This is a genomic window from Vibrio sp. zbq_1 (assembly GCF_043102935.1).
GTDB lineage: Bacteria > Pseudomonadota > Gammaproteobacteria > Enterobacterales > Vibrionaceae > Vibrio > Vibrio parahaemolyticus.
Genome location: NZ_JBICJH010000004.1, coordinates 544711 through 567572, shown reverse-complemented (window position 1 = coordinate 567572; position 22862 = coordinate 544711). Strand labels below are relative to the sequence as shown.

Below are 22862 nucleotides of genomic sequence, written 5' to 3'. Positions count from 1 at the left end.
TAACTTTAATTTGACTTACACGTGTTCGCTGATATTCTAGCGAACAGTTGTTAGCTCAAAGTTAGGAATACCTCCGTGAATCAAAACAAACCACCATTTATCTGGTTGAATATATTGATTTTTTCAGCCAGTTTTGTTCTAACGTTTATTGTAATGCCTTGGTACGCATATCATTATGGACTGGGCTGGGAACACTTGATTTGGGGTGTCCTTGCATTCAGTTTCACTAACCTGTCGATTACTGCGGGATATCATCGCCTTTGGAGCCATAAAACTTACGAAGCTCATCCTGTATTACGTGCAATTTTCGCGATTGGCGGCGCTTTTTCTCTCCAAAACAGTGCATTACACTGGTCTTCTGATCACCGAGTGCATCACAAACATGTCGATAACAATGACAAAGATCCCTACTCCGCCAAACGTGGCTTTTGGTATTCACACATTGGCTGGATGTTGCGCGACTACAATAAGTCTAAAGAAAATGAGTACACCAATTGCCGCGATCTAAAACGCGATAGCATTGTGATGTGGCAACACAACTACTACGTGCCGTTAGCTTTGCTGACTAATATCGGTTTCCCCGTAGCTTTAGGTCTTATCTATGGGGATGTTTGGGGAATGCTGCTGGTTGTTGGCGCAGCTCGCCTGTTTTTGAGCCATCACACAACCTTCTTTATTAACTCTTTGGCGCATGTTTGGGGCAAGCAAACTTTTACGGACAAAAATACGGCCCGCGATAACGGTGTCTTGGCCTTCTTTACCTTTGGCGAGGGTTACCACAATTTTCACCACATCTTTGAGAATGACTACCGCAATGGTGTTTATTGGTGGCACTACGATCCAACTAAATGGCTGATCAAGTCTTGTTCTTGGTTGGGGCTGACGTCCAAGCTTCGCACTACATCAACTTTCCGAATTGAAAAAGCGCGAGCAACCCAGTTGTTGAAGAAAGCGAAAGAGAAACTGGAGTCCAAACCCAATGCGCAAACAGTTCTCGATCAACTTCAGCAAGAGTTTGATGCATTGGTTCACCATATGCAGGAATACTACGAAGCACGCAAAGAGTTGCTCGGTGAGAAAACTGCGAACGTAGTGAAGAAATACGAGTGCTCTGTATCGAAATTGAAGTATCAACAACTTAAAACTGAGTTTGAGCGTCAACAACGCAGTTGGAACTTGATGATCCGTCGTTACGCATAATGCATTAAGTTGCTAAATAAGCCCCGCTTAGTCGGGGCTTTTTGTTTATTTTAGCCGTTACAAATGTGATCTAACTCGAATAATGCTTTTCGATTACTTTTAATTATTTCATCTGCATTTCATTCACCAATCTGCTTATATTTTCTTTCCATTAAAACCCAAAAAACCAGCACATAACACCTACAAAACGAAATTGAAACAAGAGAATCTGTCGGAATTAATTATTAAATTATTATTTGTTTTAGATCATGCAAGTCCCAGATTAGCCTCGTGCCACAGTTAAGAATTCTGTAAATTCCTTGTCATAAATTGAAACAGAATCTTTCTTTTTTTCATAACATCTGGAGACCCCTATGCTAGAGCTCTTAATAGGCTTGGTAGTAACCATTGCGGTGGGCTATTTCATTGTCAAAGGTTACAAAGCAGCTGGCGTACTTTTAACAGCCGGTATCAGTTTGCTTCTTATGACTGGCTTTTTGGGCCATGACGTTCTGCCATCAAGCATTACCTCAACCGGTAACATGGTGACAGACTCGCTAGAATACGTGAAATACATGCTGCAATACCGTGGCGGCGGCCTTGGTATGCAAATCATGTTGCTATGTGGTTTCGCTTCTTACATGACTCACATCGGCGCGAACAACGTTGTAGTGAAACAGTTCTCTAAACCGCTTTCTGTTATCAAGTCTCCTTATGTCCTTTTGGTAGCGGCTTACATTGTGGCGTGTTTGATGTCTCTAGCGGTGAGCTCTGCAACAGGTCTTGGCGTTCTATTGATGGCAACCCTATTCCCAATGATGGTTGCGATGGGTATCTCTCGTCCTGCGGCTGTGGCAGTGTGTGCATCTCCTGCTGCTATTATTCTTTCTCCTACTTCAGGTGACGTTGTTATTGCTGCAGAAAAGTCTGGCTTGGCGCTAGATGTGTTTGCGGTGCAAACTGTTCTTCCTGTTTCGATTTGTGCAATCGTCGTAATGGCGGCAGCAGCTTTCTTCTGGAACAAATACCTAGATAAGAAAGAAAATACGCCGATGGAAAAAATCGACGTATCAGAAATTAAAGCAGATGCACCAGCGTTTTACGCAGCACTACCATTCTTACCAATCATCGGTGTGTTCCTATTTAATGGCCGTACGATTCCTGGTCTTAGTCTAGATATCTACACCATCGTTGTGGGTTCTATTTTCCTTGGCGCACTTATCCATTATGTCGTGAACAAATTCGACGGCAAAAAAGCGCTTGAAGATTTAGACTCATGCTACGCAGGCATGGCCGATGCATTTAAAGGTGTTGTGATGTTGTTGGTTGCGGCAGGCGTATTTGCACAAGGTCTGATGTCTATTGGTGCTATCGATAACCTACTTCACCTTGCCGATAACGCAGGTGCGGGCGGCGTTGCACTAATGCTGATCCTAACAGGTCTAACCGTTGCAGCGGCTATTGCTACTGGTTCTGGTAACGCGCCTTTCTATGCGTTTGTAGAACTTGCGCCTTCTCTAGCGGCGAAAATGGGCATCAACCCAGCGTTCCTAATCATCCCAATGCTTCAAGCATCAAACCTAGGTCGTACCATCTCGCCAGTATCTGGCGTAATCGTTGCGACATCAGGTATGGCAAACATCAGCCCATTTGAAGTTGTAAAACGCACTTCAGTGCCTGTGCTTGCTGGCCTATTGACGGTAATCATCGGTACTATGGTACTTGTTCCGATGACAGCGTAATCACGGATTAGAATTTCTACACTCCACAAGGCTCGGCTTTCACGCCGGGCCTTTTTATTTTGCTCTCCTTGAGAATCCTTTCCCTTCGTTCTTATCCTAAATGGCTCTCATATTTCTTACGCAATACGTGCCATATTTAAAAATACCCCACATTATAAGTAAGTCTAATTTGCTTAATATCTCAACTACTTATATAAAACACTGATACATTCACAAAATGGAACTCACTATGACTGCACTGATTGTCTTTATTGTTATTGTTCTGCTGGTTGTGGTTTACGCAATCAGTATTTACAACAAGCTCGTTACTCTACGAAATCGCTTTAAAAACAGCTTCGCTCAAATCGAAGTTCAACTGAAACGTCGATACGACCTAATTCCGAATTTAGTAAACACCGCTAAAGGTTACATGGATCATGAGAAGGAAACGTTTGAACGCGTTATCCAAGCTCGTAACCAAGCGATAGCAGGTTTAAAAGCCGCCAGTGATGCACCAGATAGTGATGCTGCAATTAGCCAGCTTAGCCAAGCAGAAGGCATGTTACAAAACGCTCTAGGCAAACTGAACGTTGTGGTAGAAGCCTACCCTGAATTGAAAGCAAACGAGACGATGAGCCAACTCCAAGAAGAGCTAACCAGTACCGAAAACAAAGTCGCGTTTGCCCGCCAAGCATTTAATGATGCCGTGACCAGCTACAACACTTACAAGCAAACATTCCCACCCGTTATCTTCGCGAACACATTTGGTTTCCAAGACGGTAAGTTACTTGAGTTTGCAGACACAGAAGCAATCCAAGAAGCGCCGAAGGTTGCGTTCTAATGGACTTTTTTCATCATCAAGACACTGCGCGCCAGCGAACTGGACTTTTGGTGATGCTATTCACTTTGGCCGTTTTAGCCATCACAGGGCTAGTGAGTGTCATTTCGATTGGCATCTACTTTTATTTCACTGGCGAACCGTTCACCACTCAATCCATCATCAGTTATTGTTTGTTGAGCTTTGTGGGCGTGCTAACGGTTGTTAGCATCAGCTCATTCATTCGTCTTAGTGAGCTAAACGCCAATGGTGGACGTGGCGTTGCAGAAAGTATCGGCGGCAAGTTGATTTCGACAGACACGTCAAATGCGAAACACCGCCAGTTACTCAATGTTGTGGAAGAAATGTCCATCGCGTCGGGGATTCCCGTGCCACCAGTTTATGTGATGACGGAAGAGCACGGCATCAACGCGTTTGCTGCAGGCATGAGCATTGATGATGCCGTCATCGGAGTAACGCAAGGAGCACTAGATGCATTTAGCCGTGACGAACTTCAAGGTGTAATTGCCCATGAGTTCAGCCACATCTTAAATGGTGATATGCGGTTGAATACTCGTCTGATTGGTGCGTTATTTGGCATTACCTGCATTGCTCATTTTGGTCATCTGATCTTGGATAACTCGAACAGCACTCGTCACGTATCACGCAGTTCTTCTGATTCAAACAAAGGCTTCGCTGTCATCATACTGATTGCGATTGTCTGCTTGGTGCTGGGTTGGTTAGGAACCTTGTTCGGCAATATGATCAAAGCAGCGATTTCGCGCCAACGCGAGTTTTTAGCTGACGCCAGTGCCGTGCAGTTCACTCGCAACGATCAAGGGATTGCGGGAGCGTTAAAGAAGATTGGCAGCAACGTTCAAGGCTCTACCTTAAACACGAAAGCCAGTGATGAAATGAGCCACATGATGTTTGGACAGAGTAAATTGTCCGGTTTCTCTAGTTTGTTCGCGACACACCCACCACTGGACGAAAGAATTCGAAGAATCGAACCCAATTGGGACGGAATCTACGCTCAACATTCTCATGCTCAAAGCACGGCGTTTGATAACGAACAAGTCAGTGGCTTTGCCGTAGGTGGCGGCTCTCCTGCTTCGCAATCTGCCTCACCATCGGAGCAATTGAGTGAGACAGGCCAACAGTTGATCAGTCAATTACCACCAGAGTTAGTTGATATCGCACGTGAACCATATAGCGCCCGATTTATCACATTCGCCCTCATTTTTGATGACAGCGATATTCAGCGCGAAATGATTAAGTCGTACGTTCCACTCGCATCGCAATCTACATTGCTTCCCTGGCTAGATTATGACTTACCACTTCATCTGCGTTTCCCGTTACTCGAACTCGCTCTGCCGGCACTTAAATCGCTGAGTGAAGCCCAGAAAATCAGCTTATGTAAAGTGCTACGTGAGCTCTCAGAGACGGATAATCAATACTCGCTAGCCGAATGGTGTGTCATCAACTTACTAGAAAAGCAGCTACTCGCCTCTTTTGGATTCATCAAACAACACAAGACGTTGAAGCAATTAGAGGAAAGTGTGTTTTGGCTATTGCGAGAACTGGCATGGGTCAGCCACTCTCAAGCAGACAAAGCTCAGCGCGCCTACCATTGTGCCCTAGCCCATTTAGGCTTTCCTGAAGTGAAGTTAGAACCAGCTAACAGCAATTGGCATTTAAGTCGCGCCGCATTAGAGTTGTTGCTGCAACTGAAACCCAAAGACAGACGAATGTTCGTCAAAGCTTGTCGACTCGCGATTGAATCAGATGGGGAAATTACCGTTGCGGAAGGAGAACTCTATCGCGTCATTGCTTGCTTCCTTGAGGTGCCGGAACCACCACTTACCGTCTCGGGTTAGCTCAGGCGTGTCTTTTTAAGCCTTTCGCTCCAAACGAAGGTTATTTGCTGCAACTTAAGAAGAAACTTCACGCCAAATAGCGAAGTATCACCAAAACAAAAACGCCAGCGTTAATCGCTGGCGTTTTCATATTTGTCGGTATCAAAGCGCTAAATCAAGCTGCTTTAAATCGCTCTGGAATTTGCGTGATGCTTTCACGATAGCTGAACCACAAGTACGTAACAGCAAGTGAAAAGAAAAGATAAGACAACGCAAACACGATTGGTGAAGTAATCAATTGCGCAGACATACCCCACATAACACCTACAACCGTAATAGTCAGTTTAGATAACATGCCGCAAATCAATAGAAACAGCGCTAACTGCGGAAAACGCGAGCTACGGAAAGCAAAGAAATAACAGCTACCCACTGCCAGAGAAGCAATAGATAAACCTAACATAAATGAATGGATGTGATCTGCAGATGCTACACCAGCAGAAACAGAAGCCATGAGTAATAGGAACAATTTCATAAGTCACCTCACAACAAGTCTAAAAAAGCATCCCTTCATAAATGAAAACTCATTTTGCGCTTCATTTTGCTTATCTAGGTCGCAATATCAAGCACATTTTTTATTCACTTTCGTCCTTACTGACAACTCAGAGCGCGCACTTTACATACAGTTAACAAGCAGAATTTTATAAAGCCTTTAAATTCGGCACTTCGGCTGCTTAGCACTTATTTTGAGCACTTTTGTTACAAAAAATTAACTCAAAAACATTTTGAAACTATTTACAGGAAGTGTGAGCTAAACGTCGAGTCGTTCTGAATTCACTCAGTTGCACTTAGCTTTACAGGATTGAAAACAAAGCACATTACGTTAGATCAACATTTTTCCTATATACAAAACCATCAATTAACAATTGATTTTAAATTTTCAAATTATTTTTAGATCTGTAAGTAAAAAGAGATTCCAATCACATCTTTATTGGTTATAATCCGCGCTCATTGCGTTAAACGTTGAAAAACGCAAACTAATTTTGAGAAAAAACATCTTTAAACTAACACCTCTTTGCGTTGTAGCAAGAGGTAAAACTGAGAATGAAAATGAGCAAGATTGATAAAGCTATGCGCATCCTGCTTGCAGGGTTCTGTATCAACCTTTGTCTTGGCATCCTGTATGCTTGGAGTGTATTCAACAAGGCATTGGTGACTGAATCAGGCTGGAGTGCTGCAGAAGCTTCTGCACCTTACGCAACTGCAACGATCACCTTCTCTATCTGTCTTCTTGTTGCAGGTATCCTTCAAGACCGTATGGGTCCGCGTATGATCCTTATCCTAGGTACTGTTCTTACAGGTCTAGGCATGATCGCATCTGGCTTTGTTGATTCTCCACTAATGCTGAACATTACGTTTGGTGTGATCACAGGTGCAGGTATCGGTTTTGGTTATGCATGTCTGTCACCTTCTGCGATGAAGTGGTTCCACGCTTCGAAGAAAGGTATGGTCAACGGCATTATTGCGGCAGGTTTTGGTCTAGCGGCTATCTATCTTGCGCCAGTAACGTCTGCGCTGATCGACAGCATGGGCATTCAAACCAGCTTTATGGTTCTTGGTGTTGGTATCCTAGCAATTGCGGTTCCTCTTGCAGCAACCATCAACAACCCACCAGCAGACTACACACCTGCAGAGCCGAAAGTAAAAGAAGGCCAAACACCTAAAGCGGTGAAAAAGTCAGATGACCTAACTTGGAAAGCAATGTTGAAAACGCCACAGTTCTACTCTCTATGGATCATGTACGCGTTCGCAGCTTCTGTTGGTCTAATGATCATCGGTAACATCACGACAATCGCAAGCGTTCAAGCAAACTTGCCAAACGCGGTTTACCTAGCGTCCATTCTTGCTGTATTCAACTCTGGCGGTCGTGTTGCTGCGGGTATGCTTGCAGATAAAATCGGCGGTGTTCGTACGCTTCTACTTGCGTTCGTTCTACAAGGCGTAAACATGGTGTTGTTCGCAACGTTCGATTCTGAGTTCACTCTCATCATCGGTACCGCAATCGCAGCGGTAGGTTACGGTACGCTTCTAGCGGTGTTCCCTACTCTAACGGCTGAGTTCTACGGTCTGAAAAACTACGGTACTAACTACGGTGTGCTTTACACTGCATGGGGTATCGGTGGTGCAATCGGCGCAGCAGTTGTTGGTTTCTCGATGACAAATGGCGACGGCTACACCTTGGCTTACACTATTTCTTCAGCAATGATGGCTGTATGTATCGTACTTGCGCTCATCACTAAGCCACTGTCTGAAGCGAAAGTAGCACAGCTAAAAAACGCATAATTGCGAATTGATTTGATAGCGAAAAGGCTTAACCTATGGGTTAAGCCTTTTTTGTTATCGGTCGTTTATGGAAAGCCCAATCGAACTCGCACCAGACTACTATCTAGAGAACTTCTTTAAGCTGACTCACCACGCAGTAACGTGGTACAGCGATTTACTGACCGAGGAAGAACACGCCTGGCTTTGTTCGTTTGATTCCTTGAACAAACACGCCCAGTGCCTTTTGGTGCGTTTATACAGCCGAAAAGGATGTTGGTTTCGAAGCGATAAACTCAATTATCAAGAAATTCCATTCATCGATGCTGCGCTGGCGGAATTAGGCGAACAAGATTTCATCTCACTATCCCCACCACTTTCTCATCAAGAGTTGGCGGCTAACTTACTGACCAAACCAGAGATCTCCGCGCTTTATCCCGAACTGCCGAAATCACTCAAGAAAGACGCCCTTGTCGAACGTTTGAGTAATACGGAATTTGATCGCGTAGAGCAACTTGAGTTTACGATCCTCAAACTCAATTCCGCCCACATGATCGACGTGTTGCTCACTCTGTTTTTTGCCAACACCCATCAAGACTTAAGTCAGTTTGTGCTTGATGACTTAGGTCTACACCAGTTCGAGCAATATCAATTGAGTAAAGTGCGCCGCTTCTTTGATTCACGTGAGCAAATAGACCGCTTAATTGAACAGAGCCAACTGGCCAACCTGTACTGGCAATTTGACCGAAAAGACAAAGCCAATCTCGACCTTCTTATTGAGGTGATGCCTCACCCTGTTCATCATCCTTATGTGGATCGTAAACGTGAGCACATGTTGAATGACATAGCACGTGATTACGAACGGATTGATGAGCTAGAGACCGCCCTATCTCTATTTGGCCAAACTCAGCTTACGCCAAGCCGAGAACGACGCGCACGTATCTATGACAAACTGAACCATGATGATTTATTTAGTGACATTGTCACAGAGATGCTTCACTCACCGATCGATGTGTCTGAGCTCGAAGTCGCACAAAAACTTGAGCAGCGGCTGAAACGAAAACAAGGTGAGAAAGTGCCAAGAGTGACAAAGCCAACCTGTATGGAGTACCGCGTTGAACTGGATTTATCTCAACAGAGAGTCGAACTCGCCAGCAAAGCGCACTTTGAATCTTTAGGCTGGAGTGTGTTTTACGCCGAAAATGCACTGCTGAATGCATTACTTGGGCTCACTTTTTGGGATGCGATTTTCGCTCCCATTGAAGGGGCATTCATCAATGCCTATCAACACCGTCCTCTGGATTTGTACCATTCCGATTTTGTAGCAAAGCGCCAAGCACTGATTGATGAAGCTTTCACACAGTTAGAATTGGGTAATACACAAGCGATTTTAGCGAAATACGATGAAAAGTTTGGTATCAGCAATCCGTTTGTTCAATGGAGCTTAATAGGCAAGGAATTGCTTGAACAGTCACTTAACACCATTCCTACCCGCACATTACTCGAACTATTTAAGGTTCAGTTAAGCGATCTTAAGCTTTACCGCAATGGGATGCCGGATCTGATTGCTTTTAGAGACAACGAGTTCGAGTGGATTGAAGTAAAAGGGCCCGGCGATAAACTCCAAGATAACCAATGGCGTTGGATCAAAGAGTTTTCTCGCCTTAATGTGCCATTTGCAGTGTGTTACGTCACCGCGCGAAAAGAAGATGAAATGCGGATTGACTAGCTTTTAGGCTTTGCAGAAGTCAGCGCTCTTTTCTGTTTGAGCTGGTCAATCACATAGCTTGGTGCGACTTTTTCTAGTTCCGTCAAGCATTCATCCGTTTTCGGATTATCGTAACGAATATAGATATCACAAACCGCGTACAGCTGTTCTGGCGCGCCTGAAATCAAGTAAGCCTGTTCAAAAGATTTCACAGCCTTATCGACACTGAACTCTTCTTGTAGCACACCATTCAAATACCAAAAGTAGCTGTTGTTTTTCGCCATGTTGGCCGCTTTTTCGATTTCATTTGCGGCTTGCTCTTTGTCGTTTAAACGAACGAGTGTCAAAGATTTCGAATAATGCAGGGCGGCATTATCAGGAAGGCGTTCAATCGCTTTATCCAATGTATCAATCGCTTCTTGCTCACGTTGCTGCGCGCGGTAATTGTCGGCTAAGTTCAGCCAAACATCTGGGTTTTCCGGCATTTTGGATAACAATGCTTGATAGATATCGTCCGCTTGTTTCCAGTTTTCATGCCAGCGATACACATCGGCTAACAGCAATTGGGTGTTGTTATCCGTTCCGCTCTTTAAACTCGCTAAAAGCTCGTCCACAGGCTTTTCTATCGCTGGTCTTTGCGCTTCTGTCAAAACAGAATAGTCACGCACTAAGTTCAGTGCTGCCGCAATACGCACGGAAGAGGATTCATCTTTAAGTAGTGGTTCCACCATGCGCCAGCGGTTTTCGATCGCGTAAGGTTGTGCGCCGACTATCGCAGCTTCGCGAATTGCCGCGTCTTTATCTTGTAAACCTCGAGCAACAGCCACCAGAGCATTCTGGTTTGGGTAATTACCCAGTTCGCGCAGAGCTTGAACACGTTGTTCGGTCGGCAACTTTTGGTCTTGGGCTTGATAAGCGAGCTTAGAAATCACTTGCTGCGGCGTTGGTTGTTGCACCTGCTCTGCCGCCGTCGGCAGAGCTTGCGTTTGTTCCGTCGGCGTTTGCGCCATAACAGAATGATTAATGACCGCGCCTAACGTGACCGCCAATAACGACTTAGAAAGCATCTTCACTTTGTTCGATCGACGTTTGCGCGGTGCCAAACACGGTGTCTTTAACAGGGGGGCTTCTGTAGACAATGACATACCAATTCCTCAAAATTTTGTTTCGAATACTGGGCGTTGTTCACTCTCTTGGCGCACGACTGAATCGCTGTATTTGCCATGAGCCACCACGTTACCCGTTGCGCGTAAAATGTATGCCATCGCTTTGTCAGCATGTGCAAAGAATTTCTTCCATCCTGCACATAAATAGTTAAGTCCCGGCTCACCATCACGAGTACGAATGAAACGGTTTTTCGGGCATTCACCGTAGCATGCAAACTGATACTCACAGTCTCGACATTGCTGCGTTAACAAGCGAGATTTTGCAAAACCGAACTTCTGTTGCTCTTTGCTGTAGGCCAGTTCATCCAGCTTGTCATGATGAATATTGCCAATTTTATACTCCGGATAAACGTAATGATCGCACGCAAATACATCGCCATTTGGCTCCATCGCTAACCCCTTACCGCACACCTCACCCAGCGTACAAAGTGGATTAGCGCGCCCCATCCAAGCCTCTACACTGGCTTCAAAATATTGCACAAACACTTTGCCGATATCGTTCTTAATCCATTCATCAAAAATCGCAATCAGGAAGTTACCCCAAGCTTCATCGGCAACACACCAAGGTTCCATGACAGAATCTTTGTGACCCGGAATCAAACGCTTGTCTCCTTGTTTAAGCTGTTCTTGCGGTTGCCATTTTTGAGGCGCAGTGGTGCGGAACGTTTTCTGTTCAACAATAGGAATAAACTGCATTTGTGGCGAGCGGACTTCATCTCGCAGAAAACGGTAGACTTCAAGCGGATTTCGGCTCGTCAGGTTGTTCACACAGGTAAGCGTGGCAAAGTTCACCTGATGTTTATGCAACAACTCCACCGCATTCATGACTTGTTTGAATGTACCCCGACCGGCTCGGTTGGTTCGATACGCGTTGTGCAGCATTTCAGGGCCATCAATACTCAAGCCCACCAAGAAATGGTTCTCGCTTAAAAATTCGCACCATTCGTCATTCAATAACGTGCCGTTTGTTTGCAGATCGTTAGAGATCTTCACGCCTGCGGGCTGGTACTTCGCTTGAAACTCGACAATTTTCTTGAAGTAATCCAAACCCAGCATCGTTGGCTCACCGCCCTGCCAAGAGAAGACGATCTCAGGTGTATTTTGCCCTTCAATATACTGTTTGATGTAAGCCTCTAACGTGGCTTCATCCATCATTGGTGAACATCCTTTTTTATACTCAAGTAAGTCCTGTTTGCTGAGGTAGTAGCAGTAAGTACAGTCAATGTTACAGGCAGCACCAATTGGCTTTGCCATAACATGTAAACGCTTAGACGCTTTGCCGTTGAACTGAGGACTTTGAGTAATTTGCATGAGTCACCTTTGCTGTTGCGAATTTGAAGGCGTGATCCGGATATTTACCCGCGATTCACCTTGATGACCCAATCATAAATTTCATTAATACCGCAGGCTTGTTATACCGCTTATAACCTATTTTCATGGCGCTTGTTGCTACTCTACTTTGGGCAGTTTGAGATAACCCGTATGCGGCGTTTGGGAAGCATTACGCTATTCATTTCGTGCACAACCAAGGAATGCGACTACGCTTGCTTATGATGAAGGCGAATTTTCAACGCTAACGCGTGGGCGAGAAAATGACATGAGTACAACGTGTAAGTGGTCGTTTAAGGTTATCCGCCCTCATTGCCCTTTTTAGGGATCACAACCTAGTGAAATCAATCGAGGTAAATAATGAACAAAATCCATCTCTGTACTCTTGCCGTCTTAACTAGCTTATCTTTTTCCAGCCTCGCGAAAGATTGCGATGCCAACTTGCTCCCCTCTTGGAAAGACAGCGACAGCAAAACCGCCATTGTGAATTTTGTCGAGCAATCTACCGACAGTTCAAAGGCAACATTTATCCCCGTTTCTGACCGCATTGCCGTGTTCGACAACGACGGTACACTTTGGTCAGAAAAGCCGATTTATTTCCAAATTGCGTTCGCGTTAGATCAAGTCAAAGCCCTTGCGAAAATGCATCCGGAGTGGAAAACGCAGGAACCTTTTAAATCCGTCATTGAAAACGACTTAGAGAAAGTCTTTGCTGGCGGTAAAGAATCGCTACTCCAAATCATGAAAGTCACCCACAGCGGCATGACCGTTGAAGAATACCAACAATCCGTCGAGCAATGGCTTGCGGCGGCGAAAGACAAGCGCTTTGGTAAAGCCTACAACGACCTCACCTTTAAGCCGATGCGCGAAATGCTTACGTACCTGCAAGAGAACAACTTCAAAACCTACATTGTTTCGGGTGGTGGCGTGGACTTTATGCGCGTGTGGGCGCCAGAAGCTTACAACATTCCTGAAGAGCAAATCATCGGCAGCGCGTTGAAATACGAATACAGCTTTAATGATGGTCAACCTAAAGTGATGAAGTTGGGCGAACTGTTAACGCTCGATGATAAAGAAGTGAAAGTCGAAAACATCCAGTACATTATTGGTAAGAAACCAGTGCTCGCCGTTGGTAACTCGGACGGAGACCAAGCGATGATGCAGTGGGCGACAAGCCAACCAAACTCTATGGCGATGATTGTGCATCACACTGACGAAGCGCGCGAGTGGAAATACGACCGTCAATCGGACGTTGGCCGCTTAGATAAAGCGTTAGACGAAGCCAATGCGCGTGACAACTGGCAGCTTATAGACATGAAAAACGATTGGTGCACCGTTTATTAAACAAGAGCGCTGTTCGAAGCCCACTCAATTAACGAACCAAGACCGAAAAGTTCCCCACGCTTTGGGGAATTTTTCTATTTGCACGCCAAATTCTTTTATTTCTTCACGATCACTTCACGCTTCATCACACAAAATGCGCTTCTACTCACTAAGTTGATTTGAAGAGGCAAAATTAGAATGAACAAAACACTTCTTGCGTTACTTGTTACCTGCTCAGTTTCGGTATCTGCGGCTCCTTATGTAGGTCTGGAATATGGATTAGGCACCACTGACCATGATTTGGAACCTCACTTTTCAGCTGACAACGTAACACTCAACCCTGAACTTGAAGATGGTATTTTCTCAGGCTTTATCGGTTACGCATTTAATGACAACTGGGCATTGGAACTGGGTTACAGCCAGTTTGACCTTGATGATAGTCGTTCAAAAAACCTAGGTATCAAGCCAATTGATGGCAAAGATTACCATCATGAAATGGATTGGGATGCGTCAATCAAAGCCAAACAAGTGTCGTTGGCTCCAGTGTTTAGCTACGCATTAAATGATAAATGGACAACAAAATTCAAAGCGGGTCTAACTTACACACAATACGACGCCAAGGTTTCTAAACATCAAGAATACGAGCTTGTCGCGAACGACGATGTGGAAATGACCAACACGCTTTTCCATAGCGCGGAGAAAAATAACGAGTTCGGCGCAATGTTCTCTGTGGGTGCGGAATACCAAGTGTTCCCAAAGCTCACCATTGGCGCAAACGCAAAATACCAACTAGACAGCTACGCAAACTCAGCATCCTTTAACGTAGGCACAACTTACTACTTTTAATATAAGGAAACGATAATGAAAAAAATGATTTTGGCATCCATGTTTGCCCTACTTTCAAGCTCGGCTTTCGCTGCTTTTAATGGCCCAGAAGTCAGCGTAATCAACACAGTGAAAGATGCGCAAAACGCAACCGAAGACAGCGCCGTAATGCTCACTGGGCACATCATTCAATCACTAGGTAACGAGACTTACTTATTCAAAGACAGCACTGGCGAAATCGAAGTAGAGATCGACAACGAAGAATGGATGGGCTTAGACGTGACTCCAAACGACAAAGTGGCAATTCGTGGCGAAATTGATTCAGAATGGACCACCATGCAAATCGACGTAGATACCATCCAAAAGCTATAAACGAGCCCTAACAACGAAGAGCCCTAACAACGAAAGTCCTCTAGCCAAGGAGCTATTGTTGAAACAGTAAAAATAGTGATAAAACAAAGCCACCCATCGGTGGCTTTGTTTTTGCTCATCTCACAAGGTTGGACTTAGTGCGTCACGCACGGGCAATCTTTAGGTAGCACCAACTTCAAACTCTTTGGCTGCACTTCAAATCGAATTTTACGGGAATGATACGGTTCGCCATCCAAGTTAAGTGGTAGAGGATTCGTAAAATCGATCTCCAACCAACTGGCTCGGGTGTGTTTCACAAACTCGCCTTTCTCGGATGGGTTGTTAATCTCTTCAATGACTTTGGGCAATTCATGCGGTAAAAACGGACGAACCAGCGTTAAGTCCATCAAACCATCATCAATCATCGCATGAGGAGCGAGCTGTTGACCGCCACCAGCTAAGCGGCTGTTGCAAAATGCCCCTAACAACATTTCGCCATCGTAACGGCCCCCTTCGATAATGATGCTGCCATCATAAGGTTTGAAGCCGAGCGCCTTCACAACGCCAGTCAGTGTGTAAGCCCCACCACCGAGAAAGTTTTTTAACTCAACAGGTGTTTCTGCTGTCACTTCTGCGCCAAAACCTGCCGCCGCAACATTGATAAAGCAACGATCGTTCGCCTTAACGCAATCAACAGACAGCGCTTGCCCTTCCACTGCCAAGGTTAATGCATCAGCAATCGAATCTGGAATATGATTCGCGGTCGCAAAATCATTGGCCGTACCAAGCGGAATAATGGCAAGTTCAGGACGACTTTCATGATCAATGTGGATAAGTGCCGAAGCAGCCTCATTGACAGTGCCATCGCCACCCGCAACAACAATACGCTCAATACCATCCGTTACCGCTTCTTTCACGAGACGCGGCATATCTTGCGATTCCCAAGTGACGCGAACTTGCACATCTACGCCCCTGTCTCTCATTTTCATGATGGCGTCTCTTAGCTCAGGATTACCGGCTTTTTTGCCGTTTAGAATCGCTCGTATTGTCTTCATATGGACTTCCTATTTCTTGATGACTTTCCCTGCGTGTTTGATTTGCGCGCGCAACCACTGATGAGCACTTTCATTAGTGCGACTAGGGTGCCAAATGGTGCAAAGATCGTAAGTTGTTACATCAAATGGAAACGGCAGTGCTTTCACATGATAGGTATTACTGAACAACTTAATCATCGATTCTGGCATCAAACCAATGTATTCGCTACCGCAGATAACCGGCAACATTTCCAGTGCTCCTGCGGCTCGATACATGATTTTGCGTTTGTCCAAATCAACAATATCTTCTGCACTCAGCATGCTTTTTCGGCTTTGCCACTGCGATACTGCAACGTGTTCTTCTTCAAAAAACTGCTCTTGAGAAATGCTCTCAGCGATACGAGGGTGATCTTTGTTACACACCACCATCAAACGCTCAGTGATCACGGGGTCAACTTTCAAGACCGTTCTCCCGCGCGGTGCTAAATCGATAATCAAATCATAACGTTGTAAGCGTAGATCACTTTCGTAATCCTCAGTAAACAGCGGGTGCACTTCCAAAGCGATATTCGGCGCTAACTCGTGAATCTGCTTCATCAACTGTGGCAGCAACTCGTAGCTTAAAATCGACACGCAAGCGATAGAGAAAATGCGATTGGAAACTTTAGGATCAAACTCAACCGATGCCGACAGCGTCGAGGTAAAGTTCTTTATCGCCGCAACCATGGCCGGATAAATATCGACAGCAAACGATGTTGGCTCAACACCAGAAGAACTGCGGTGAAACAATGGTTCGTCGTAGATATCGCGCAATCTTGCTAGCGCTTTACTCACCGCGGGTTGGGTGATGTCTAAACGTGCCGCCGCCCGAGACAAATTACGCTCTTCGTAGATGGCGATAAAAATGGGGATGAGATTAAGATCGGTCGGTTTCATGCTATTAAATTTTTCGAAAATCACTTTTTCTATTTTAATCTAACAGCATGATAGTTAACGTAGCCAAGTACAAGAAATGGGCGGTACGACCTGTTTTAATGAGTTTTAACTCAATTTTGACGTACTCCATTCACCGCATAAGTGGGCTGCTAACGTGCAGGCCAAAGCTTACATTAAGATTTGCCTAAATATGGGGTAAGAAACTCGCTGACTTCCTTGCCGCATAAACCAATTTCTACCTCAATACCGGCTTGTTTTAGAATCTCGATACCTCGACCACTGTTGCGCGGATCTGGGTCCAACATGGCTACGACGACTTTGCCAATACCGGATTTCACTAATGTCACCGCGCAAGCTGGCGTGCGACCTACAAACGAACACGGTTCGAGCGTAACGTATGCCGTCACCGATTCTAACGAGCCTTGATATGCATTCAGCGCTTCTACTTCCGCGTGGTTGCCACCAATAGCTTGAGTATGACCTTCTGAAACGATTTGATTGTCTTTCACTAACACGCAGCCAACCGGTGGGTTGGGTTGACATTCAGGAAGCGCATTTTTGGACACTTCCAATGCGCGGCGCATAAACTCTTGGCTCATTTGAACTCTATTCTCTAATAAAAACGAGGCGCTATATTAGCGCCCCGTTTTATTCATTGCCATCTCTTCCAATGACTTTGTCCAGTTCTGGTAACGCTCGTGGAATACGGAATTTAAAGCGTTGTTGTTTGGTCTGGATCTTGCGCCACATCGACTTCATTAAATGAGCGCTATTTTCACCATTTTGCATTCGCGACGCACTTTTTTGCCACGATTCACTCGTATCGGCTTTGGTCATTTCCAGCTCTGCCGTATTTAAACGCAATTGTTTGTACAATACGGTCCTTGCTTCAGACCAACGTTTAGCCTTTAGCAAACGGTGGAACGTCAACCATGCTGGTGTCGGTTTGTTGCGGTAGTAACGTTTAATGGCTACCAATGAAACAGTCACAAAACCCAGCAATACAAGCGTGGATACAATCCATGCAAAGTACGTATTGATGAAGGATTTCAACGTGTGCTTCGCAGCAAATGTTTTGCCCTCTAGCACCACCGTTTCCACTTGTTGAGTCTTACTGTTCCACCAACGGAACTCATAATTTGGCAGGGTTAATTCACCACCTTGTTGAATCACGTACACGCTCTCTTCTGTGCGTGTTGACTGGTAATCACCACGTGTTTGCGTATCTGTAAGACGGTGCGGTTGAGGATACGCTTGGTAACGGGTTGTTGATTCTCCTTTCAACAAGTCTGGTAGCAACACAGATAGCGAATCTTGAGCTGAAATGGTGATTTTACGCGTGATTGCATCCCCAACTTTGAGTGACTCAGTGGAGGTCGCCCACTCTTGTTTTACGTCTACGTGCGTTGCAGAAAACCAAGGCGTGTCACCGCTCAACAATCCCGATGGCAAGACAGTTTTGAACTTAATCGGCTGCGTGTAAAGGGTGCCTGACACCTTCTCGCCGTCCGGTGCTGACACCTGAACGCCCACTGCGACAGGTGGAATCACAAAATCACCAGATGCTTGTGGATACAAAGTCACTTCCCAGCGTTGACGCGACCAAGTTTGTCCGCCCTTGTGCTCCGTGAAGTTAGTGGCTAACTGATTACGCTGTTTGGCGATAACATTGGGCATTTCAATACTGCCAATTCGCGTCCCACCCGTAAACCAGCGCGGCGTTGCCACTTCGATGGTTAAAATGACTTGCTCGTTGACACTAAAACTTGGCGTTTTACGCTTTTCCCCAGCCGTTGGTTGTTGACCGACCCACGCTTGCAACTCAACACCATGATTGCGTTGAAGAGCGTAAATATCTTGAGCGAAAACGTGACGACTTACGAACAGACTCAAACAAACCACTAACCATGCCACTATCCTTGCAGGAGGTGCAAAAGAGGTAACGCGATGGACATTCATCATCATTGGGCCGCCTCCTCTGTATTGTGTTCCGTTGTCGTAGTTGAGCTACCCGTTGTTGGCGAGCGTAATTGAATTTGGAATTTAGCGCGTAAGAAATACTTCGGATCCGCTTCGACTCGCTTTAGCCACTTGTCGGCTAATTCTTGGCTACCTAAGATGTCGTCTGCGCTTAACGTCTCTTTAATCATCAACTCTGCTGACGTTTGTTCATCCGCTCCTTCTGCGGTTTGAGGGTTGTCGCCTAGCTCGGTTGACGCCTCTTGCTCTGTTCCTGCTTGACTCTCACTCATCTGATTTATCTCATCGACGATGCCAGCAATCACTTTCAAGTTGTGCTCAACATCAGGTCTTAACGACTCACTCAACGTTGGCTTACTGGCTAGGGATTTTAACAAGTCACGAGCAGCCAAATATTCACGCTGACGCGCCAATGCGCTCGCCGCATTGTAAAGACCGTAATCTCTAACCTCTTCGGACGGGTCGTTTTGCATTTCCAAAAACGCACTGTGCGCGAGCTCAAACTCGCTAGCGTAGTAGTACGCCGTGCCTTTGCGTAATGGATCGACAAAGTGTTTTGCAGCTTCTAAATACGCTTGTTGGTTGAACAAACGCTGTCCTTGTTGGTCTGGCGTCAGCCACAAATCCCACCACCATTGCGCCACCTTGTCGAAGGTCGTCACTTTTTGCACAACTTGTGGCTGCTCGGCTTTCACAGAAATGTTCTCCGCCATTGCACTGGTCGGCATCAACAGTGTACCGCTCACCATTACGATCACGCACCACTGCACTAACCACCCTTTTCTAAACCACAGCATCATGATCAACGCGATTGGGAACAGCAGTTGATAACCCATGTCTTTCCAAGGCATTGAAGATTCGCCATTAAGCTGCATATTTCGCTCAACGTATCGATTCAGTTGTTCGATATCACTGTTATCGACCGTCACTTCCACCAATCGACCGTTGGTCTGGCTGGCCAGTTTTTGCAGAGAATCCAAATCCATCGGGTTGTTACTCACGATGTCTGTATTCCCCGCAGCAAGAATTAACAGTTGATAAGGTTTACCTTCAAAATACGCTTGGTATTGCTTAATCGTGGCCGGGTTCACGCCATCGCTCACCAACAAAACGGTGGAGCCTGGTTGACCTTGCAATTGTTGATCAATTAACGGCAAGGCTTTTTCAGCAAGCTTACCTTGCACGGGCATGATTTCTGGCGTAATGGCCGCCAAGAATGGGTCAAATACTTTGCTGTCTTGAGTCACAGGCATCGCCACATGAGCACTGCCCGCAAACACGACTAAACCCGTTTTTCCGCCTTTTCGAGCGGCTAATAAATCGCGTACTTTCTGTTTGGAACGCTCAAGGCGGCTTGGTGGGAGATCTTTTTGCAGCATCGAGTCGCTGTTATCAAGCACCACAAGCAGAGAGGCTTTATCTTCGCCAAAGGGGGAAGATTCACGTTGCCACGTTGGGCCTGCACAAATCACAATGGCGAGTAGCACAATCAGCATCAAGAGCTTAAGCGGCAGTTGCTTGCGCCAACCTCGCTCGCCTATCGTCAAAGCATTGCGTAAATGTTCGGGCAGAATATCCTTCCAGCTTGGTTTGCTTTCTTCTCGCCAGCGCAACCACACCAAGAAAAACATGGGGATCAAAGCAAGTAACCACAACGGTCGGATAAAATGAAACTGCGTAAAGAATTGCGTCCAACTAAGAGAATCAAACATCGCTCTCTCCTAATGATGATCGTGTTGCAGCCCTTCTTTTGAGTGTCGCGACGCTGAACGCGAGTAAATGCATGATGACCACTAACGCCATCAAGTAATGGTGAAGACTTTGTTTTGGGCGGTATGTGGTGCTTTCGTAAAGTTGAGGTTCCAGTTTGCCAATCTCGTCGTAGGCAGCCGACAGTTCATCACGGTTGAGTGCTTCAAACGCTTCACCGCCGGATTCTTTCGCAATGCGATGAATCGTGTCCATATCCAACGCCGTTTCACCTATCGTTTCCGGATCACCCATCGCAATCACGTGCACTCGCACGCCTTTGGCTTTCGCAACTTTCGCCGCATCAATCGGTTCGACAAAGCTGCCCGTGTCGTTGCCATCGGTTAATACAATCGCGACTTTTTCACGGTTTTGATCTTGTACTAAAGCACCACGCGACTTATCGCTTTGCTCAAAAACTTTAATCGCTAGGCCAATCGCATCACCAAGATGGGTACTCTGCCCTGCCATCGCCACATCGGTTTGGTTAAGCAGTTCGAGCCACACTTTTTGGTCTGCGGTAAATGGCGTTTGCACAAAAGCGGCATCACCAAAAAGTACCAAGCCTAATCGGTCACCTTTACGAGACTGAACAAACTCCGTCAGCACTTCTTTTGCCGCATCAAGGCGAGAAATTTTTTCACCTGTACGAGAGGTGAAATCAGGCTCAGCCATGGAACCCGAAAGATCCACCACGACCATCACATCGCGCCCTAAACTCTCGCGAACTTGAGGCTCGCCTAACACAGTGGGTTTTGCCATCGCACACACCACCAAAAGCCATGAGAGAATTAACGTTGCTCGTTGCCACCAGCTTGGGGTTAACTGGCTTGCACCTTCTGATGGCGTCTCGCCAATCGCTTCCACAAGCTGACTAAAAAACGGCACTTTGATCGCCATTTGCTTAGTGCGATACGCAGGCACCAAGTAGGACACCACCAATGGCAGCGGCAAAATCAGAAACCATATTGGGTGAGCAAATTCAAAACCAGACAAACCAGTTAGCGATGCAAGAAGATCATTCATGTTGACCTCCCTGATTTGCTTTGCGTTTCAATAATGGATATTTCTTTGCCGCGCTTTTTTGAACATCACAACGGTGTTCACTCACCCAGTTTTTCGCACGAGCAATAAGCGTTACTCGTTCTTCGTTGGCTAGCGTAACGCTTGGGTCAACAATACTTTGTAACCAGCGCTTTGAAAGCTCATCGTTAAAGACCATTTGCGAGTTTGCTTGAGAATCTCCGGTTTGCGGATATAGCGCATCGAGCTTGCGCAAAAAGGCGGTATCAAACAATTTCGCGTTACGGCTATCAACATGAATCAACACAATTTTAAGCACAGAGAACAATGCTTTAGGCATGCCTTTGTCGCTCGGTTTGATTTGCGAAATCGCCAGCAGAGCTTCTTGTCGGTAGCGGTTACACCACCACTGTTGAGCCAAACGATACGCGACATACACCAGTGCAATGAGCGCAACCGCCGCTAAAATCTTCCAGCCAATAGTTTGCGGATACCAACTCACGCTTGGTGGCACGGCCACATCATGTAGCTCTCTGAGTATGTAGGTACTCGGAGGCGTAGGAAGACCACTCATTTAACGCCCCCCTACCAGTTTTTGAAATTGTTTAATGTGCTCGCCTGTCGTATCGAGTTCGATGTGCGGAAGGTGTTTCATCGCCATAAGTTGAGAGAGTGATTGTCGCTGTAAGCTAGTTCGAGCCTCAAGCTTTGCGCTCGCGGCTTCTACCTTTGCTTTGCTGTCTAAATTGAGTTGATACTGCCCATCACCAACCACCCATTTCGATTTTGCCAAATCGTCTGGTAGCGCTTGTTCTAATGGGTCACTGACCATCACTGCGAGAACATCGTTGTGCTGTTGTAGCTGTTTAAGGTGATCAAGGTGGTGCTCCTCGCAGTCGCTCCAGTCGCTGATAAAAATCAATGTGGATTGTTTGAGCTTCATGCGTTTAATGAGCTCAAGCCATTGACTGAACGTCACTTTTTCGGAATTGCGGGAGTCCACATTGAGCGATTGATTGGCTTTAGCGAGACGCTTAAGTTGAGCCAGAAGATCGTTTTGCGAACGCTGCGCCTTGCTGTGAAACAGCGCCTGTTGGGATGCGATGACAAAACCAACTCGGTCGCCATCTTTTAACACGCGCCACCCGCACATGGCCGCGATTTCTGCCGCGACAACCGATTTCATTACTTGCGTCGAAGCAAAAAACATTGCGCTGCGCTGGTCGACACACACGATCACGTTGCGATCTTTTTCTTCGGTGTAGCTGCGCACGTGCGGCTTGCCTGTGCGCATCGTGACTTTCCAATCCAGGTTACGAATGTCGTCACCCAATTGATAATGGCGCAGCTCTTCGAAGTTCAATCCACGACCGCGAAACAGCGAATTGTGGCGGCCTGAGAGTACGCTACCCGCTTTTAGATGAGGAAGTAAACTGAATGATTCTGCTTGTGCTTGCAAGCGTACTAAACGAGCGTAATCGCAGTACAAACGGGGATCCATCCCCTGTGATTTTGGCGCAAGAGTTGGCTTAGCCATAATGCCTCCCGC

At 46.0% G+C, this 22862-nt stretch carries 20 protein-coding genes; 9 read left to right on the top strand and 11 right to left on the bottom strand.

The genetic code is table 11. The annotated features are described in order from the left end of the window. Positions 1-75 precede the first annotated feature (75 nt). The 4 genes from ACF8CV_RS02900 (at position 76) to ACF8CV_RS02885 (ending at position 5594) form a co-directional block, all read left to right on the top strand. Positions 76-1200, top strand: a complete 1125-nt coding sequence (locus tag ACF8CV_RS02900; RefSeq protein WP_029806593.1) for a fatty acid desaturase — start codon at positions 76-78, stop codon at positions 1198-1200. A 353-nt stretch (positions 1201-1553) separates the two neighbouring features. Then, entirely contained in the window at positions 1554-2921 is a 1368-nt protein-coding gene (gene dcuC / locus ACF8CV_RS02895; RefSeq protein WP_005454288.1) for an anaerobic C4-dicarboxylate transporter DcuC, read from the top strand. Between the two features lie 229 nt (positions 2922-3150). Further along, positions 3151-3741, top strand: coding sequence for a LemA family protein (locus ACF8CV_RS02890; RefSeq protein WP_005486526.1), 591 nt, complete (start codon positions 3151-3153; stop codon positions 3739-3741). Further along, positions 3741-5594 carry a M48 family metallopeptidase gene (locus ACF8CV_RS02885; RefSeq protein ID WP_138937084.1) on the top strand — a complete coding sequence of 618 codons (1854 nt, stop codon included), beginning with the start codon at positions 3741-3743 and terminating at the stop codon, positions 5592-5594. Before ACF8CV_RS02890 ends, ACF8CV_RS02885 begins: the two co-directional genes overlap by 1 nt. A gap of 154 nt (positions 5595-5748) precedes the next feature. On the opposite strand, the gene ACF8CV_RS02880 is transcribed toward ACF8CV_RS02885, so the two are convergent. Further along, positions 5749-6105: a hypothetical protein gene (locus ACF8CV_RS02880; protein ID WP_005454342.1), complete on the bottom strand. Its 357-nt coding sequence runs from the start codon at positions 6103-6105 to the stop codon at positions 5749-5751. A gap of 575 nt (positions 6106-6680) precedes the next feature. On the opposite strand from ACF8CV_RS02880, the gene ACF8CV_RS02875 reads away from it, so the two are divergent. Both ACF8CV_RS02875 and ACF8CV_RS02870 read left to right on the top strand, forming a co-directional pair. Then, positions 6681-7913, top strand: a complete 1233-nt coding sequence (locus ACF8CV_RS02875) for an OFA family MFS transporter (RefSeq protein ID WP_138937086.1) — start codon at positions 6681-6683, stop codon at positions 7911-7913. A gap of 67 nt (positions 7914-7980) precedes the next feature. Continuing rightward, positions 7981-9618 (top strand): VRR-NUC domain-containing protein, encoded by a 1638-nt coding sequence (locus ACF8CV_RS02870; protein ID WP_138937087.1) that lies wholly within the window; start codon positions 7981-7983, stop codon positions 9616-9618. Here the strand turns inward: ACF8CV_RS02870 and ACF8CV_RS02865 are convergent. Next, on the bottom strand, positions 9615-10742 hold the full coding sequence (locus tag ACF8CV_RS02865; RefSeq protein ID WP_138937088.1) for a tetratricopeptide repeat protein: 1128 nt from the start codon (positions 10740-10742) through the stop codon (positions 9615-9617). The genes ACF8CV_RS02870 and ACF8CV_RS02865 overlap by 4 nt on opposite strands. A 9-nt stretch (positions 10743-10751) precedes the next feature. Further along, positions 10752-12074 (bottom strand): anaerobic sulfatase maturase, encoded by a 1323-nt coding sequence (locus tag ACF8CV_RS02860; protein ID WP_025557625.1) that lies wholly within the window; start codon positions 12072-12074, stop codon positions 10752-10754. A gap of 378 nt (positions 12075-12452) precedes the next feature. Between ACF8CV_RS02860 and ACF8CV_RS02855 the strand changes: the two genes are divergently transcribed. The 3 genes from ACF8CV_RS02855 (at position 12453) to ACF8CV_RS02845 (ending at position 14612) form a co-directional block, all read left to right on the top strand. Next, positions 12453-13436 (top strand): HAD family phosphatase, encoded by a 984-nt coding sequence (locus tag ACF8CV_RS02855; protein WP_060658822.1) that lies wholly within the window; start codon positions 12453-12455, stop codon positions 13434-13436. A 177-nt stretch (positions 13437-13613) separates the two neighbouring features. Then, a complete protein-coding gene (locus tag ACF8CV_RS02850) occupies positions 13614-14261 on the top strand; it encodes an AcfA family outer membrane beta-barrel protein (RefSeq protein WP_021485233.1) in 648 nt (215 codons plus the stop codon). 15 nt (positions 14262-14276) lie between these two features. Beyond that, complete coding sequence (locus ACF8CV_RS02845; RefSeq protein ID WP_005454158.1) at positions 14277-14612, top strand: YgiW/YdeI family stress tolerance OB fold protein; 336 nt, start codon at positions 14277-14279, stop codon at positions 14610-14612. Between the two features lie 134 nt (positions 14613-14746). Here ACF8CV_RS02845 and yegS read toward each other — a convergent pair whose 3' ends face one another. From yegS to ACF8CV_RS02805, 8 genes are all read right to left on the bottom strand, one after another. Next, positions 14747-15646, bottom strand: coding sequence for a lipid kinase YegS (gene yegS, locus ACF8CV_RS02840; protein WP_138937089.1), 900 nt, complete (start codon positions 15644-15646; stop codon positions 14747-14749). Positions 15647-15655: 9 nt separating this feature from the next. Next, on the bottom strand, positions 15656-16561 hold the full coding sequence (locus ACF8CV_RS02835; RefSeq protein ID WP_171055836.1) for a LysR family transcriptional regulator: 906 nt from the start codon (positions 16559-16561) through the stop codon (positions 15656-15658). Between the two features lie 173 nt (positions 16562-16734). Then, positions 16735-17160, bottom strand: coding sequence for a bifunctional diaminohydroxyphosphoribosylaminopyrimidine deaminase/5-amino-6-(5-phosphoribosylamino)uracil reductase RibD (locus ACF8CV_RS02830; RefSeq protein WP_005454234.1), 426 nt, complete (start codon positions 17158-17160; stop codon positions 16735-16737). A gap of 49 nt (positions 17161-17209) precedes the next feature. Beyond that, positions 17210-18526 carry a BatD family protein gene (locus tag ACF8CV_RS02825; RefSeq protein ID WP_208871047.1) on the bottom strand — a complete coding sequence of 439 codons (1317 nt, stop codon included), beginning with the start codon at positions 18524-18526 and terminating at the stop codon, positions 17210-17212. Beyond that, positions 18523-20253, bottom strand: a complete 1731-nt coding sequence (locus ACF8CV_RS02820) for a VWA domain-containing protein (RefSeq protein WP_208871048.1) — start codon at positions 20251-20253, stop codon at positions 18523-18525. The genes ACF8CV_RS02825 and ACF8CV_RS02820 overlap by 4 nt, the downstream gene beginning before the upstream one ends. Continuing rightward, positions 20246-21316: a VWA domain-containing protein gene (locus tag ACF8CV_RS02815; protein ID WP_140298881.1), complete on the bottom strand. Its 1071-nt coding sequence runs from the start codon at positions 21314-21316 to the stop codon at positions 20246-20248. The genes ACF8CV_RS02820 and ACF8CV_RS02815 overlap by 8 nt, the downstream gene beginning before the upstream one ends. Further along, positions 21309-21887, bottom strand: a complete 579-nt coding sequence (locus ACF8CV_RS02810) for a DUF4381 domain-containing protein (RefSeq protein WP_208871049.1) — start codon at positions 21885-21887, stop codon at positions 21309-21311. The genes ACF8CV_RS02815 and ACF8CV_RS02810 overlap by 8 nt, the downstream gene beginning before the upstream one ends. After that, entirely contained in the window at positions 21888-22850 is a 963-nt protein-coding gene (locus ACF8CV_RS02805; protein ID WP_138937094.1) for a DUF58 domain-containing protein, read from the bottom strand. Between the last annotated feature and the right edge of the window lie 12 nt (positions 22851-22862).